13 protein-coding genes are annotated in these 15,931 nt (G+C 73.0%); 5 read left to right on the forward strand and 8 right to left on the reverse strand.

Features of this window, described 5'->3' with window-relative positions:
• Positions 1-369 precede the first annotated feature (369 nt).
• Positions 370-2,253 (forward strand): molecular chaperone DnaK, encoded by a 1,884-nt coding sequence (gene dnaK, locus AB0E02_RS12650; protein ID WP_362138152.1) that lies wholly within the window; start codon positions 370-372, stop codon positions 2,251-2,253.
• Positions 2,250-2,942 carry a nucleotide exchange factor GrpE gene (grpE, locus tag AB0E02_RS12655; protein ID WP_362138154.1) on the forward strand — a complete coding sequence of 231 codons (693 nt, stop codon included), beginning with the start codon at positions 2,250-2,252 and terminating at the stop codon, positions 2,940-2,942. The genes dnaK and grpE overlap by 4 nt, the downstream gene beginning before the upstream one ends.
• Here the strand turns inward: grpE and AB0E02_RS12660 are convergent.
• The 4 genes from AB0E02_RS12660 to AB0E02_RS12675 all read right to left on the reverse strand — a co-directional run bounded on the left by AB0E02_RS12660 (position 2,899) and on the right by AB0E02_RS12675 (position 5,962).
• A complete protein-coding gene (locus tag AB0E02_RS12660; RefSeq protein WP_362138156.1) occupies positions 2,899-4,032 on the reverse strand; it encodes a PP2C family protein-serine/threonine phosphatase in 1,134 nt (377 codons plus the stop codon). The two genes, grpE and AB0E02_RS12660, sit on opposite strands and share 44 nt — an antisense overlap.
• Before the next feature lie 121 nt (positions 4,033-4,153).
• Positions 4,154-4,360 carry a hypothetical protein gene (locus AB0E02_RS12665; protein ID WP_362138158.1) on the reverse strand — a complete coding sequence of 69 codons (207 nt, stop codon included), beginning with the start codon at positions 4,358-4,360 and terminating at the stop codon, positions 4,154-4,156.
• A gap of 494 nt (positions 4,361-4,854) precedes the next feature.
• Positions 4,855-5,121, reverse strand: coding sequence for an acylphosphatase (locus AB0E02_RS12670; protein WP_362138161.1), 267 nt, complete (start codon positions 5,119-5,121; stop codon positions 4,855-4,857).
• Positions 5,122-5,188: 67 nt separating this feature from the next.
• Positions 5,189-5,962: a DUF72 domain-containing protein gene (locus tag AB0E02_RS12675; RefSeq protein ID WP_362138163.1), complete on the reverse strand. Its 774-nt coding sequence runs from the start codon at positions 5,960-5,962 to the stop codon at positions 5,189-5,191.
• Between the two features lie 147 nt (positions 5,963-6,109).
• Between AB0E02_RS12675 and AB0E02_RS12680 the strand changes: the two genes are divergently transcribed.
• Both AB0E02_RS12680 and AB0E02_RS12685 read left to right on the forward strand, forming a co-directional pair.
• Positions 6,110-6,955, forward strand: coding sequence for an alpha/beta hydrolase (locus tag AB0E02_RS12680; protein ID WP_362138165.1), 846 nt, complete (start codon positions 6,110-6,112; stop codon positions 6,953-6,955).
• A complete protein-coding gene (locus AB0E02_RS12685) occupies positions 6,952-8,247 on the forward strand; it encodes a cytochrome P450 (RefSeq protein ID WP_362138167.1) in 1,296 nt (431 codons plus the stop codon). The genes AB0E02_RS12680 and AB0E02_RS12685 overlap by 4 nt, the downstream gene beginning before the upstream one ends.
• Here the strand turns inward: AB0E02_RS12685 and AB0E02_RS12690 are convergent.
• The gene (locus AB0E02_RS12690; RefSeq protein WP_362138169.1) at positions 8,192-9,064 is read right to left on the reverse strand and encodes a helix-turn-helix transcriptional regulator; all 873 of its coding nucleotides are present in this window, start codon (positions 9,062-9,064) and stop codon (positions 8,192-8,194) included. The genes AB0E02_RS12685 and AB0E02_RS12690 overlap by 56 nt on opposite strands.
• 162 nt (positions 9,065-9,226) lie before the next feature.
• Here AB0E02_RS12690 and AB0E02_RS12695 point away from each other — a divergent pair, with 162 nt between their 5' ends.
• Positions 9,227-10,708, forward strand: coding sequence for an MFS transporter (locus AB0E02_RS12695; protein ID WP_362138171.1), 1,482 nt, complete (start codon positions 9,227-9,229; stop codon positions 10,706-10,708).
• A 16-nt stretch (positions 10,709-10,724) separates the two neighbouring features.
• Here the strand turns inward: AB0E02_RS12695 and AB0E02_RS12700 are convergent, their stop codons facing one another.
• From AB0E02_RS12700 to AB0E02_RS12710, 3 genes are all read right to left on the reverse strand, one after another.
• Entirely contained in the window at positions 10,725-11,480 is a 756-nt protein-coding gene (locus AB0E02_RS12700; protein ID WP_362138174.1) for a GNAT family N-acetyltransferase, read from the reverse strand.
• A 198-nt stretch (positions 11,481-11,678) separates the two neighbouring features.
• Positions 11,679-14,279 carry a SpoIIE family protein phosphatase gene (locus tag AB0E02_RS12705; protein WP_362138445.1) on the reverse strand — a complete coding sequence of 867 codons (2,601 nt, stop codon included), beginning with the start codon at positions 14,277-14,279 and terminating at the stop codon, positions 11,679-11,681.
• Between the two features lie 279 nt (positions 14,280-14,558).
• The gene (locus tag AB0E02_RS12710) at positions 14,559-15,482 is read right to left on the reverse strand and encodes an LLM class F420-dependent oxidoreductase (protein WP_362138176.1); all 924 of its coding nucleotides are present in this window, start codon (positions 15,480-15,482) and stop codon (positions 14,559-14,561) included.
• Positions 15,483-15,931: the final 449 nt, after the last annotated feature.

Here is a 15,931-nt window from a genome sequence, read left to right on the forward strand (position 1 = left end):
GGGCCGGTTGTGTGGACGTAAAGCGACAGCAGTCCACACAACCGGCCCCGGAGGCCCGTCACCGCACCCGACACCACCCAGCCCGCCGCAGGCGCAACGGCGAGCAATCCCAGCGGCGGGGAAGACGGGTGCGTGCGGGGCGCCGCAAAGCGCGCAACGGCGAGCGAGCCCCGCGGCGCAGCAGACAGCCACGTGCGGGGCGCCGCAAAGCGCAACGGCGAGACCAGCCGCGGCGGATCAGACGGGTACGTGCGGCGGCACCGCAAAGCGCAACGGCGGGACAGACGGGTACGTACGCGGACCACAAAGCGGCAATATGGGACAATTGCCGCGGCGAGCGCCCCGGGCCGCTAGGTGAGGAGAAGAACCATGGCACGTGCAGTGGGTATCGACCTCGGTACGACGAACTCGGTGGTCAGTGTGCTGGAGGGCGGCGAGCCCACGGTGATCACCAACGCCGAGGGGGCCCGCACGACCCCGTCGGTGGTGGGGTTCGCCAAGGGCGGTGAGGTACTGGTCGGGGAGATCGCCAAGCGGCAGGCCGTGACCAACATCGACCGCACCGCGCGGTCGGTCAAGCGCCACATGGGCGAGTCGGACTGGCGCTTCCCCGCCAGCGGCGACATCGACGGCAAGCGGTACACCGCCCAGGAGATCTCCGCGCGGGTGCTGCAGAAGCTCAAGCGCGATGCCGAGGACTACCTGGGCGAGGACGTGACGGACGCCGTCGTCACCGTTCCGGCCTACTTCAACGACGCGCAGCGCACCGCCACGAAGGAGGCCGGGGAGATCGCCGGCCTGCGGGTGCTGCGGATCGTCAACGAGCCGACCGCCGCGGCGCTGGCGTACGGCCTGGACAAGGAGAACGACCAGACGATCCTGGTCTTCGACCTCGGCGGTGGCACCTTCGACGTCTCGCTGCTGGAGATCGGCGAGGGCGTGGTCGAGGTCAAGGCCACCAACGGCGACACCCATCTGGGCGGTGACGACTGGGACCAGCGGATCGTCGACCACCTGGCCAAGCAGTTCAAGAACGCGTACGGCATCGACCTGTCGAACGACAAGATGGCCACCCAGCGGCTGCGGGAGGCCGCGGAGAAGGCGAAGATCGAGCTGTCGGCGGCCACCGAGACGACGGTCAACCTGCCGTATCTGAGCGCCTCGGCGGAGGGCCCGCTGCACCTGGACGAGAAGCTCACCCGCTCGCAGTTCCAGCAGCTGACCGCGGACCTCCTGGAGCGCTGCAAGACGCCGTTCCACAACGCGGTGAAGGACGCCGGGATCAAGCTCTCGGACATCAACCATGTGATCCTGGTCGGCGGTTCGACCCGGATGCCCGCGGTGACGGAGCTGGTCAAGGAGCTCACGGGCAAGGACCCGCACAAGGGCGTGAACCCGGACGAGGTCGTGGCGGTGGGGGCCGCCCTGCAGGCCGGTGTCCTCAAGGGTGAGGTCAAGGACGTCCTGCTCCTCGACGTCACCCCGCTGTCCCTGGGCATCGAGACCAAGGGCGGCATCATGACCAAGCTCATCGAGCGGAACACGACGATCCCGACCAAGCGCTCGGAGATCTTCACCACCGCCGAGGACAACCAGGCGTCCGTGCAGATCCAGGTCTACCAGGGCGAGCGCGAGATCGCGGCGTACAACAAGAAGCTCGGGATGTTCCAGCTCACCGGCCTGCCGCCGGCCCCGCGCGGGGTGCCGCAGATCGAGGTCTCCTTCGACATCGACGCCAACGGCATCATGCATGTGACCGCGAAGGACCTGGGCACGGGCAAGGAGCAGAAGATGACCGTCACCGGCGGCTCCTCGCTGCCGAAGGACGACATCGACCAGATGGTGCGCGACGCCGAACGGCACGCCGAGGAGGACCGGCAGCGCCGCGAGGCCGCGGAGACCCGCAACCAGGGCGAGCAGCTCGTCTACCAGACCGAGAAGTTCCTCAAGGACAACGAGAACAAGGTCCCCGGTGAGATCAAGACCGAGGTCGAGACCGCCGTCGGTGAGCTGAAGGAGAAGCTCAAGACCGAGGACACCGCGGAGATCCGCACCGCCACCGAGAAGGTCGCGGCCGTCTCCCAGAAGCTCGGCCAAGCCATGTACGCCGACGCCCAGGCCGCACAGGCCGCCGCGGGTGGCGGCGGTGGCGCCGGGGGCGGCGCGGGTGAGCAGGGCAAGTCCGACGCCGCCGACGATGTCGTCGATGCCGAGATCGTCGACGACGACAAGCGGGAGGGAGGCACGCCATGAGCCGCCCGACCCGGCTCCGCGGCACGGCCCGGCCGCCGCTGGCCATCGTCGGGAGCGGCGCGGACCGGCCGGAGCTCGGACGGCGCGGGCAGCAGGCCGGCTCCGGGAACGAGGCCGGTTCCCCGCCGCCCCGTACCGAGCGGAGCGACCGGGACACCGGTCCCCCGCCGTCCCGCGTGTCCGAAGAGGCCGGTACGTCCGCCCAGGAGGCCGTGCTCCGCGCCGAGCTGCGGCAGCGCACCGCCGAACTGCAGGAGCGCACGGCCGATCTGCAGCGCCTCAAGGCCGAGTACGACAACTACCGCAAGCGGGTGCACCGGGACCGGCTGGCGGTCGGTGAGATCGCCGTGGTCAACGTGCTGGGCCGGTTGCTGCCCGTGCTCGACGCCGTCGAGGAGGCGGCCGGGCAGGGCGAGGTCACGGGTGGTTTCGGGCGGGTCGCCCGGGCGCTGGTGGCCGAACTGACCGCGCTGGGCCTGATCTCCTTCGGCAGCGTGGGCGACGCCTTCGATCCGGAGATCCACGAGGCCGTCACCTTCACGGCCATGAGCCGTCCCGAGAGCCCCTCGGGTGCCGTGTGCACGGCGGTGCTGCGGCAGGGTTACCGCGTCGGTGAGCATCTGCTGCGTCCCGCGCAGGTGTCGGTCACGGGCGATCCGCCCGCGGCTCCGGCCCGTCCGTCCTGGTGAGGGCGATGAGGGCGACGTCGTCGCCGAGGGTTCCGCCGACGTATGCCAGCAGGTCGTCGCGGAGGTGTGCCACCAGTGCGCCCGGGTCCCGCTCCGTGCAGCGGGCGACGCGGTCCGTCAGCCGGTAGAACGCGCCGGTCGCGTCCCGGGCCTCGATCACCCCGTCCGTGTACAGCAGGAGCAGATCGCCGGGGGCGAAGCCGAACGTCTCGACCTGGTAGTCGCCCTCCGGCGGGGCGCCGATTCCCAGGGGCAGCGCGGGGTCCCGGACCTCCAGGGGGCGGACCTTGCCCTCCCGCACCAGGAGCGGCGGCGGGTGCCCGCAGTTCACCATCGTGAGGAACGGCTCGTCGTGGTGGACGTCCAGCACGACCGCGGTCACGAAGGACTCGGTGGGCTCGGGATCGGCGGCGGTGCGGTGCGCGGTGTTCCAGTGCACGGAGTTCCCCAGGTGGGCCGCCATGCCCGGCAGGGAGAGGTTGCGGTAGGCGGAGCCCTGGAAGGCGCCGATCAGCACCGCCGCCTCCCCGATGGCGGACAGGCCCTTGCCGCGGACGTCGCCGACGACGAGCCGGGTGGCCCCCGGGGTGGGCGCCACCGCGTACAGGTCGCCGCCGATCAGCGCTTCGGCGTCGGCGGCGAGGTAGGTGGCTGCGATCCGCAGCGGGCCGATGCGTTCGGGCAGCGGCCGCACCAGGACCTGCTGCGCCGCGACGGCCACGGACTGCACCTGGCTGAACCGCCGCTGGTGCCGGTCCTGGACGTACCGGAAGACGGTGACGAGCACGGAGATCACCAGCAGGGCGGCGACCTGTGCCTGGTGATTGGGGGTCATCAGACCGCCGTGCAGCATGCCGACGAGGAGCTGGGCCGCCACCGCGAGGGCGCCGACCGCGGCGGTGAGGCCGGGCCCGGCGAAGGAGGCGGTGATCGCGGGCGCGGCGACCAGGAACGGGCCGAGGTGGATGCTCGTCGGGGAGTTGATGTCCACCACGGTCACGGACACGATGATCGCCAGCGGGACGATCAGCAGGCCGGGGCTCCGCCGCCGGAAGCCGGCGGGCGGGTCAGGACCGTGCCGGAGGCGCATAACTCCTCTTTACACCCCTGTCGCCGGCCATGCCGGGCAACGGGACGGACCCCGGGACCGTGGGTCCCGGGGTCCTGGCCGACGCGGTGCCGCGCCGGCTCCGCAGGTCTGCCGCGACGTCTCAGACGTCGCTGGTCTGCACGGTGGCGAGACCGGCCAGCTGCCCGGTGGGCAGGGCGGGGACGAGCGACTGGGCGGTGCCGACGACGTCGCCGATGGCCACCGAGCCACCGTGGCCGGCCACCTCGGCACCGGCGCTGGCGAGACCACCGGAAATGTTGTCCAGCTCGCTGTCGGCAATCTCGCAGGTCTCGACGATGTCACGCATGACGTGCCCTTCCTTCATTACTTCTCAATTTTCCTGGCGGACGCCGCGCGGAATTCATGCACTCCACATGCAAGAAAAATTACGCACGGTCCGGCGGCAGCGAGTTCACCGCCCGATAATCCGGGCCGCGGTGATCAACCTCCCGCACCGGAAGGATGCAATCACGCCGACGAAGCGTCAGGCAACCTGCCACCCATTTTCCTTTCCGGATGTTCACGTTCGCCCTCACAACCCCGCTGAAGTGCAGCTTTGTCAGTCACGGGGTGACGAATCCAACGAACCACACACCGATGGAAGCAACGTCCCGGCCATTGCGAAAAGGCGCCGCACCCCTGGAAAAGGCATCGCACCCGGCCGCGACTGGACATATCTGCATTTACGTTTCGAGGGGGGATGCGGGGGCCGGGATGACCAGAGATGTCGGGATGTATGACCCGACGGCACACGCAATTGGCCAGGCCGGACGAAATCGGCACTTCAGGCGTCCGGGGCGATTACCGGACCTCGAAGCCCGGCAGCCCCTCGGGTTCCTCCTCCGTCACCGACACCGCGTCGACGACCGCCGCGGGCGGCCCCTGGTGCGCCCACTCCACCAGCTGCTGCACGCTCTCCGGATCGCCCTCGAACACGGCCTCCACGCTTCCGTCCCGAACGTTTCGCACCCAGCCGGACACGCCCCGCGCCTCGGCAGTGCGCCGGCAGGTGTCGCGGAAGAACACGCCCTGCACGGTCCCGGAGACCACCACCCGCCTGCGGATCATCCGTCCTCACCTCGCCTCATGGCTTCCCTCTCGTCACGTCTGCCCGCTCGTCGGGGCTGCTCCGTCGTCAGGTCTGTCCCTCGTGCCCGGACGGCGTACGGCTGACCGTGCGCCCGGTGGCCGCCACCGCCCGCGCGAACACGCTCGCGTCGTGCACGGCCGCGGCGCCCGGGTCGTTGTTGAAGTACGCGTACACGTCGGCCCGGTCCGGCCAGGTGTCGGCGATCCGGCGCGCCCAGGTGGCGAGCGCCTTCCTCCCGTAACGCGGCCAGGGTGCCGCGCGGCCCTCGTGGAACCGCACATAGCCCCAGTCGGCGGTCCGCCACAGCGGTGCCACCGGACGGGACCCCCGGTCGGCCCAGCACAGCGCCGCGCCCCGACGCTCCAGCACCTCCCGGACCTCCTCGGTCCACCACGAGTCGTGCCGGGGCTCGACGGCCACCCGCGTACCGGCCGGGAAGCAGTCGAGGCAGGCGTCCAGCAGCCCGGCGTCCCGCCGCAGCGTGGGCGGCAGCTGGAGCAGTACGGGCCCGAGCCGCGGTCCCAGGGCGGCGGCCCGTGACATCAGCCGGTCCACCGGCTCCTCCGGGGTGCGCAGCCGCTTGATGTGGGTCAGATAGCGGCTCGCTTTGACGGCCATCACGAAGCCGTCCGGGGTCCGGTCCCGCCAGGCGGCGAAGGTCTTCTCCTCGGGCAGCCGGTAGAAGGCCGCATTGCTCTCGACGGTCGCGAACCCGCGCGCGTACTCCTCCAGCCACAGCCGCTGCGGCCGGTCCGGCGGGTAGAGGACACCGCGCCAGTCCTTGTACTGCCAGCCGGAGGTTCCGAGGAGGACGGTCATGTCCGGATGCCTGCCCGCTGGTGCGCGCGCCCTATCAGGCACCCTCCGGCACCATCAGGGCGCCATCGGCGCCACGGCCGCCCCACGGCTCCCGCCCGCGCCGGGACGCCCTTGCGGAGGCGTGCGGTGACGGTCAGTGTGGGGCCCGTGACTTCCTTCGTCCTGCCCCACGCCCTGCACGGCAAGGGTCCGCACAAGGTGATCGCCGTCCACGGGTGGTTCGCCGACCGGTCCGCGTTCGCGCCGCTCCTCCCCGACCTCGACCGCGCCGCCTTCCAGTACGCACTGGTCGACCTCCGTGGCTACGGCGAGGCGCAGGACGCGGCCGGTGCGTACACCACGGCGGAGGGCGCGGCCGATGTGCTGGCGCTCGCCGACCGGCTGGGCTGGGACCGGTTCTCGGTGATCGGCCATTCGATGGGCGGCAGCGTCGTCCAGCGGGTGCTGGCCGCGGCTCCGGCGCGCGTCCGGCGGCTGGTCGGCATCTCGCCGGTGCCCGCCTCCGGGTTTCCGCTGCCCCCGGACCAGTGGGCACTGTTCGCCTCGGCGGCGCACGCCCCGGACAGCCGGCGGGCCATCATCGACCTCACGTCCGGCGGCCGGCGCCCCGACGCCTGGCTGGACCGGATGGTGCGGCGGTCACTGGAGCGCAGCAATCCGACGGCGTTCCGTACCTGGCTGGACTCCTGGGCCGGTGAGGGCTTCGCCGACGACGTCGAGGGTTCGCCGGTGCCGGCGCTGGCGGTGACCGGCTCCCTGGACCCCGCGCTCACCGCCGAACTGACCCGCCGGACGTGGCTGCGGTGGTACGCCAACAGCCAGCTGATCGAGCTGTCGGCGGCCGGGCACTACGCGATGGACGAGACGCCGCTGGAGCTGATCCGCGCCGTCGAGGACTTCCTGCGCGCGGACGGCGACGGGGACGGAGATGGGGACAGGGACGGGGACAGGGGCCGCGGTGTCCGGGCCGCCGACGTGCCGGAGGCGGGATGACGTCTCCGGCGGCCGACGCTCCCGGGATACCCGACGTCTTCGACCCCCGCGGCTATGCCCAGGGGCTGCCGCACTCCGCCTACCGGCTGCTGCGCGACCGGCACCCGGTGGTCTGGCAGGAGGAGCACGAGGTACTCGGCTGGCCCGCCGGGCCCGGGTTCTGGGCGGTCACCCGGCATGCCGACGTCGTCCGGGTCCTGAAGGACGCCCGCACCTTCTCGTCGTACCTGGGGGCCACCCAGATCCGCGATCCGACCCCCGCCGACCTGCCGTTCATCCGGCGCATGATGCTCAATCAGGATCCCCCGTTGCACGGTCGTTTGCGTCGGCTGGTCGGTCGGGCCTTCACCCGCGGCCGGATCGACCGCTTCGAGACGGCGGTGCGCGACCGGGCCCGCGGCCTGCTGACCGCGGCGCTCGACACCGCGCGCGCCGGAAGCGGTGTGGTCGACCTGGTCACCACCGTCACCGACGATTACGCGCTGCTCAACCTCGCCGACGTGCTCGGGGTGCCGCCCGGTGAACGCGGGCTGCTGCTGGACTGGACCCGGCGGGTCATCGGCTACCAGGACCCGGACGAATCCGGCCCGCCGGCATCCGGTCCGGACGGCCGTCCGGCCGACCCGCGCTCGCCGGCGATGCTGCAGGACATGTTCGCGTTCGCGCGGGAGCTGGCCGCCCACAAGCGGCGGCACCCCGGCGACGACGTGCTGACGGTCCTCGCCACGGACCGCCAACTGGCCACGCCCGAGCTGGAGATGTTCTTCTTCCTGCTGACCATCGCGGGGAACGACACGGTACGCAGCGCGGCACCGGGCGGCCTGCTGGCCCTGGCCCGGCATCCGGACGCCTACCGCGCGCTGCGTGCCGGTGCCGTGGCGACGTCCTCGTGCGTGGAGGAGCTGCTGCGCTGGCACCCGCCGGTGCTCAGTTTCCGCCGTACCGCGGTATGCGACACGGAAATTGCCGGCCGCCCGGTCCGTGCCGGTGACAAGGTGGTCGTCTTCCACGGCTCGGCCAACTACGACGAGCGGGTGTTCGCCGCTCCGCACCGCCTGGACCTCGCCCGTACGCCCAACCCCCATGTCTCCTTCGGTGACGGCCCGCACGTCTGCCTGGGCGCCCATCTCGCCCGGCTGCAGCTGCGGGTGCTCTACGAGGAGACCCGAGACCTGCTGCCGGTCCTGGAACTCGCGGGCCCGCCACGGCACTTGGTGTCGAATTTCATCCACGGTCTCAAGTCCCTGCCGCTGCGGATCCGCCCTCCCGACGGGGATCCCCGGCCGGGCTGAGCGCGGCGAGTTCGGGGAGTCTGGCGGCGGTCGCCGCGTCGGCGGGCAGGCAGGAGACCAGGGTGACGCCCGGCGCGTCCACGGCCGCGAGCTTGACGTAGTCGAAGGTCAGCCGGCCCAGTGACGGATGGTCGAACTCCCTGCGCGCCGGCCGGAAGTCCGCCACGTCATGGGTGGCCCACCAGGTCTTGAACTCCGCGCTGCGGGCGCACAGTTCGCCGGTCAGCCGGCGGAACTCCGGGTCGTCGGGATGCCGGTCGGCGCTGGCGCGGTACTGCTCCAGCAGGGCCCTGGCCTGGCCGTCCCAGTCGGCCAGGAGCGTACGGATCCTGGGCCGGGTGAACACCAGGCGCATCAGGTTGCGTTCGGAGGCGTCCCAGTGGGCCGGGTCGCCGATGAGACCGGCCTCGGCGCGGTTCCAGGCCAGCAGGTCCCAGTTGGGTGCGAGCAGGTACGCGGGGTGCGGGTCGAGCGCGTCCACCAGGCGCTGCAGTTCCGGCCCGCCGGGGTGGTCGCCGGCCGGCTCGGGCAGCGGCTGCCCGGCCAGGGCGAACAGGTGGCGCGTCTCGGCGGGGGACAGCCGCAGCGCCCGGGCCAGGCTGTGCAGCACCTGACGGCTCACGCTGATGTCCCTGGCCTGTTCGAGCCAGGTGTACCAGGTGACGCTGACGCCCGAGAGGACGGCGACCTCCTCGCGGCGCAGCCCGGGGGTACGGCGGCGAGGGCCGGCCGGGAGTCCGGCGTCGGCGGGCGGGACCCGTTCGCGTCGCGAGCGGAGGAACTCCGCCAGCACCCGGCGCCGTTCCCGGTCGGCCATCGATCCCTCTCCCCCGCGCACCGTGCCGTGCGCCCACCGCTGCCCGTACCGCGGCCCGGGGCGGCGAAGCCCTGAGGGGGGCGTTCGGCCGACACCGGTACCGCTGCCACCAGGATAATTCGCCTCTGTATGGCTCCCGCGGCCCGGGCCAGGGTCGCAGGTATGACTCCTCTCCGAGCGCCGGCCGATCCGGCACCGACCTCGCCCGCCGCCGCTGCCCCGCACACCGCGGCGGCCGGCCCGCCCGCTCCGTGGCGGGCCCTGTCCGTCGTCCTCACCGGCGTCTTCATGGCCGTGCTCGACACCTTCATCGTGCTGGTGGCGGCGCCCGCCATCCAGGACGATCTGCGTGCCTCGGACGCCGATGTGCAGCTGATCCTGGCGGGCTATCAACTCACCTACGCCGTCGCGCTGATCACCGGTGCCCGCCTCGGCGACCGGTTCGGCCGCAAGCGCTGTTTCCTCCTCGGGATGGGCGTCTTCACCCTGGCGTCGGTGGGCTGCGCGGCCGCGCCCGGGGCCGGCGCGCTGATCGCGGCCCGGCTCGTCCAGGGGCTCGGGGCCGCGGTGATGTTCCCGCAGGTGTTCTCGACGATCCAGGTGCTGCTGCCGCCCGAGCGACGGGCCCGGGCCTTCGGTGTGCTGGGGGCGGTGATCGGCACGGCGGGGGTGGCCGGCCAGCTGCTGGGCGGAGTCCTGCTCTCCGCGAACCTGTTCGGCGCGTCCTGGCGGCCGATCTTCTGGGTCAACGTTCCCGTCGGGCTGCTGACGCTGGCCCTCGCCGCGGCCCTCCTGCCCGAGTCGCGGGCGCCCGAGGGCCGCCGGCTGGACCTGGCGGGCGTGGCGGTGCTGACCGTGGCGCTGTTCCTCCTGGTCGTGCCCCTGGTGGAGGGCCGGGAGGCCGGCTGGCCCGCCTGGACGTGGGTCAGCCTGGCCGCGGGTGTGCTCGCCCTGCTCGGCTTCGGCGTCGTGGAACGCCGGGTCGAGGCGCGCGGCCGGTCCCCGCTGGTACGGCCGGGGCTGCTGCGTGAGCGGGCCTTCGCGATCGGGATGGTGCTGGTCCTCCTGGCGTACTTCGGGATCAACTCCTTCTTCCTGGTGCTGTCCGTGACCGTGCAGGACGGGCTGGGGCTGGACGCGCTGGGCGCCGGGGTGTTCTACCTGCCGTTCGCCGCGGGCTTCTTCACCGGGAGCCTGGCGGCGGGGCGCCTGGCGCGGTACGGGAAGCGGCTGCTGCAGGCCGGGGCGCTGGTCCTCGGGCTCGGGCACGCGGTGTCGCTCGGTGTCGTCGGGCTCGCCGGCCAGACGCTGACGGCCCGGTCGCTGGCGCTGCCGCTGCTCGTCGTGGGCCTGGGGAACGGGGTCCTGGTCACGCCGCTGCTCAACGCCGTGCTCGCCCGCATCCGGCCGGCGGAGATCGGGATGGCCTCCGGTGTGCTCTCCACCGGCCAGCAGATCGGCGGCTCGGTGGGGGTCGCGCTGGTCGGCGTCCTGTTCTACGGGACGCTGGGCCACGCCGCACGCCACGACGTCGGCGCCTACGGCCACGCCCTGATGGCGGCGCTGCTCTTCGACCTCGCGCTGGCCGTCGCCCTCTCGCTGCTCCTGCGGGCCCTGCCGGACCCGGCGCCGGACGGCCCGTGAGCGGCGTCGTGCGGGGTCAGTGCGTGGCGAGGCGGGCGGACACGCAGGGGTCCTCGCTGCGGTAGCCGAGGCGGGTGTAGAGCCGGTCGGCGGGCGCGTTGTCGGCGAGCTGCCACAGCGTGCAGAAGCCGTGCCGACGCACCGCGTACCGGGTCAGCCATGCGGTCAGCGCCGCACCGAGGCCCTGGCCGCGCTGCGCGGCGTCGGTGGCGACGGAGGCCATGAGCGGGGCGCCGGTGTCCCGCAGGCTGCTCAGGGCGCCGCAGGCCACGAGGTTCCCGTCCGCGTCGCGGATGCCCGCCCACAGGCTGACGGCGGAGGAGCCGGGTCCGGTGGAGTGGGCCGGGCTGTGCACCCCGAGGAAGGCGAGCAGTTCGTCGTGGTGGGTCTCGTCGAGGACGACCACCCGCTCCTCCGCGCGCTGGACGGGCGGTTCGTGCAGCGTCCAGCGGAAGACCCACTCGACGACGTCGGTCACCGGGAGGTGGCGGCCGACCAGGGCCTGGGTGCCGCGCGGGCCGGTGAACTCCCGCACCCGGTCGGGCAGGCCCAGCGCGGCGCGCAGCACCAGTCCGGCCGCGGCCTGTGGTCCGCCGACGCTCCACACATGCCCGCGGGTGTCGTCGAGCCAGGCCACGGCGCCGTCGCCGGACCAGCCGGGCCGGCCGGCCGGTCGCTGCCGCGCGGCGCCGAAACGCAGCAGCGCGGAACGGCGTTCCAGGCCCTGGTCGAAGAGATCGGTGGCCCGGGGGACGAGGGTCGTTGCCAGCATCGCTCTCAGGGGGACGTACGGACACGGGAAGGCGGCGGCGCCGCTGCCGCGCGCGGGGCGCGGTCGGAACCGTCCGGGAAGGTGGGGGGAGCCCGGCGGCGGCAGCGCACGGGGGCGGGCCCGGCCGACCGGACGGCCCACTGTTGCACACCGCCCCGGGCCGGACGCAAATCCACCTCCGCGCCGGGCCGCGGCCGGTCAGCGCAGGGCCAGTTCCGCCCAGATGATCTTGCCTTCGGCGGTGTAACGGGTGCCCCAGCGCCCTGCCATGCGGGCGACGAGGAAGAGCCCGCGGCCGCCCTCGTCCTCGCCCGCGGCGAACCGGAGATGCGGCGCGGTGCTGCTGGTGTCGGAGACCTCGCAGATCAGCGTGCGGTCGTACAGCAGGCGGACGCCGATCGGGCCGGAGGCGTAGACGATGGCGTTGGTGACCAGCTCGCTGAGGATGAGCTCGGTGGTGAAGACCTCCTCCTCCAGGCCCCACTCCAGCAGCTGCCGGGTGAGGTTCGCCCGGGCCTCGGCGACGGCCGCGGGTTCGGCGGGGACCTCCCACTCGGCGATCCGGTCGGGCGGCAGCAGGCGGGTGCGCGCCACGAGGAGAGCGATGTCGTCGCGCTGCCGGTCGGGGAGGAGGGCGCCGAGCACGGCCTCGCAGGTCTCCTGCGGCGTCCGGTCGCGGTGCGCCAGGGCCGTGGCGAGCTGGTGCATGCCGGTGTCGATGTCGTGGTTGCGGTCCTCCACCAGGCCGTCGGTGTAGAGGACCAGGTTGCTGCCCTCGGGCAGCAGCAGCTCCACCGATTCGAAGGGCAGGCCGCCGACGCCGAGCGGTGGGCTGGCCGGGAGGTCCGGGTAGGCGACGGTGCCGTCCGGGTGGACGAGGGCCGGCGGGAGGTGGCCGGCCCGGGCCAGTGCGCAGCGGCCGGAGGACGGGTCGTAGATCGCGTAGAGGCAGGTGGCGCCGGCGACCGTGGCCTCGTCGTTCGCCGCGATGGCCTCCTCGTCGATGCGGTTGACCAGCTCGTCCAGGAAGCCGAGGAGTTCATCGGGCGGCAGGTCGAGGGTGGAGAAGTTCTGCACCGCGGTACGCAGCCGGCCCATGGTCGCCGCGGCGTGCAGCCCGTGCCCGACGACGTCCCCGACGACCAGCGCGACCCGGGCGCCGGGCAGCGGGATGACGTCGAACCAGTCGCCGCCCACCCCGGTCTGTGCGGGCAGGTAGCGGTGGGCGAGGTCGAGGGCGCTCTGTTCGGGCAGACCGCGCGGCAGCAGGCTCTCCTGCAGGGTGACGGCCATGGCGTGCTCGCGGGTGAAGCGGCGCGCGTTGTCGATGCACACGGCGGCCCGGGCCGCCATCTCCTCGGCCAGCGACAGCTCGCCCTCCTCGAAGGGCCGCTCCCGGGAGCGCCAGAAGTTGACGATCCCCATCCGGACGCCGCGGGCCTGGAGCGGAACGGTGATCAGGGATTCGCAGCCGTGGCTCATGACCAGTTCCAGCCGTCCGGGGTCGTCCGGGTACCAGTCGCCGGCGGCCCGCACATCGGGCACGAGCACGGACTGGCCGCTGACGAATCCGGTGGCCATCGGCGTGAGCGAGAGGTAGGTGTGCACCTCGCCCGGTCGGTAGAGGGGGTGGTCGTCGCGGATCCCGGTGACCGCCACCCGGCGCAGCTCGGGCGCCTCGCGGTACGAGCCCACCGGTGGCTCCCCGCCGCTCAGCACGGCTTCGGCCAGGTCGACGCTGGCGTAGTCGGCGAACCACCGCACGGCGACCTGGGTCAGCTCCTCGGCGGTGCGGCGCACGTCGAGGGTGGTGCCGATGGCCACGCTGGCCTCGTACAGCAGCCGCAGCCGGCTCTGGGTGACCTCCGCCTTCCCCGCGAGGGCCAGCAGGTCGGTGGAGTCCCGCAGTGTGGCGACGCTGCCGGGCGGGCCGCCCTGGCGGTCGGTGGACCGGATGTTCAGCGCGAGCAGCCGGTCGTTGACCGGCAGCACCTCGTCGGAGATCGCCCGCCCGGACGTCAGCAGCTCGGCGATCCGGGAGTCGAGGCCGAGGCCGGTGAGGCATTGCCCCTCGGCGTCGGCGGGCAGGCCCAGCAGCTTCTGGGCCTCGTCGTTCGCCAGCAGGACCCGCCCGTCCGCGTCGAGGATCAGCACCCCCTCGCGCACGGCGTGCAGCACCGCGTCGTGGTGCTCGTACATCCGGGTCATCTCCGCCGGGCCGAGCCCCCGGGTCTGGCGCCGCAGCCGGCGGCTGACCAGTGCGGTGCCGGCCGTGGTGAGGGCGAGCGCGGCGCCGCCGGCACCGATGACGACGGGCAGCTGACGGTCGACGGCGCTGCTGACCCGGCTTACCCGCATGCCGGAGCTCACCAGGGCCACCACCTTGCCCTGGGCGTCCTTCACCGGGACCGTTGCCTGCACCTCGTGGCCGAGCGGCCCATAGACGCTCTCGATGGTGGTGCGGCCGGCGAGGGAGGGCTTGATGTTGCCGACGAACTTCTTGCCGATCCGGTTGGGGATCGGGTGGGTGAAGCGGATCCCCTTGCGGTCCATGACGACGATGAAGTCCACGCCGCCGCGCTTGCGGGCGTCCTCGGTCAGCGGCTGGAGCACCACGCTCGCGCCCGGATGGCCCTTCTTCACCACGGCGGGCAGGCCGGGGGCGTGCGCGAAGGACTCGGCGGAGGCGAGCGAACGGTCCCGCGCGCCCTGGAACCGGTCGCTGCGCGCCTGGACCAGCAGCGTGATCACCGCGGCCACGACGAGCAGCAGCACGATCAGCACCTGCAGGAGGAACATCTGGCCGGCGACGCTGTGCACGTCCACCAGGGCGCGCAGGCGCTGGATCAGCGGCTTCGGCGGGCCGGCGTCCCGCGCCCGCCGGCCGTTGACGCCCGGGCTCCGACCGGTGTGCCTGCGGGTCGGAGCGAACCACGGAAAGCGGCCGGAAAATCGGGCCATGTTCCATATGTACCTCGCGCACCGAGGTGGCCGGTACGCACCACGCTGAGGTATCGCATGACTGTACGGCGGGGACCGGGCCCGCGCGGCGGTGTTTCCGGGGCCCGGCCGCCGCGCTCAGCCGGCCAGCTCGCCCAGGAACTCCCAGGTGCGGCGCCGGTCCTCGGCCCCGGCGAGCTCCGTACCGGAGAAGACGACCTCCGTCGCCCCGGCGTCCCGATAGCGCCGGACCTCCGCCGCGACCGTCCGCTCGTCGCCGATCACGGCCACGTCGGCCGCCCGCTTTCCGCCGGAGAGCCCGATGACCCGGGCGTAGGACGGGATCTGCTCGTAGAAGGCGAGCTGCTCGGTGAACGTCCGGCGCACCGCGTCGGCGTCGTCGGTGACCAGGCCGGGCACCAGCGCCACGATCCGGGGCGCGGGCCGGCCGGCGGCCTCGGCCGCGGCGGTGACGGCCGGGACGATGTGCTCGGCCAGCGCCCGGGGCCCGGCGAGGTACGGCAGGATCCCGTCGGCCAGCTCACCGCTCACCCGCAGGGCCTGGGGGCCCATCGCGGCGACGAGCAGCGGCACCCCCGCTTCGGCGCCCGGAACCCGCGCGGGGATCGGGGTGGCGGCGGTCAGCAGCTCGCCGTGGAAGTCGGCGGTGCCGGTCTCGGTCAGCTGGCGCAGCGCGGTGAGGAATTCCCGCAGCCGGGCGACCGGCCGTTCGAAGGGGAGGCCGAAGCCGGACTCGGTGAGGAGTTTGGTGCCGAGGGCGAGTCCGAGGTGGTAGCGGCCGTGCGTGGCCGCCTGGGCGGTCAGCGCCTGGCTGGAGACGACCAGCGGGTGGCGTCCGAAGACGGGGATCGCGGAGGTGCCCACCTGGAGCTCCGGGACCTCGCGCCCGACGATCGCCGCGAGCTGGGGCGAGTCCGCCCCGAAGGTCTGGCCGAACCACGCGGACCGCAACCCCGCAGCCGCCGCCTCCGCGGCGAGCCGCACGGTGGCGTCGATCTGGTTGTCGGGGTCGGTCGCGTTGAGTGCTACTCCCACAGTCATGTCAGCTGGAACAGAAGGGAGTTGGCCGATCATTCCGGGGTGGGCGTGACGGTTTTTGTCGGCTGTGTGAATTCTTTTGGGTGGTGGGGTCTGGCTGGTGGGGTGCGTGGGCGGCAGGGTGCGTGGCCGACGCTGGTGTGTGGGCGGCGCGGTGGGTGGCCGGTGGTGTGTGGCTGGTGGGGGCGCGTGGCCGGTGGGGGTGTGTGGGCGGCGGGGCGGGCGGCTGGTGGGCTGGGGCTGGTGGGGTGCGTGGCCGACGCGAGTCAGTGGCGGATGGGGCTGCGCGGCCGGTCGGGTGCGTCGCAGATGCGGCCACGCGACCAACGGGGTGGGTGGCCGAGACGCCTGCGCGGCCGACGCGGGTCAGTGGCAGATAGGGCTACGCGGCCGGTCGGGTGCGTCGCAGATGCGGCCACGCGACCAACGGGATGGGTAGCCGAGACGCCTGC

Source organism: Streptomyces sp. NPDC048196 (assembly GCF_040652715.1).
Taxonomy (GTDB): Bacteria; Actinomycetota; Actinomycetes; order Streptomycetales; family Streptomycetaceae; genus Streptomyces; species Streptomyces siderophoricus.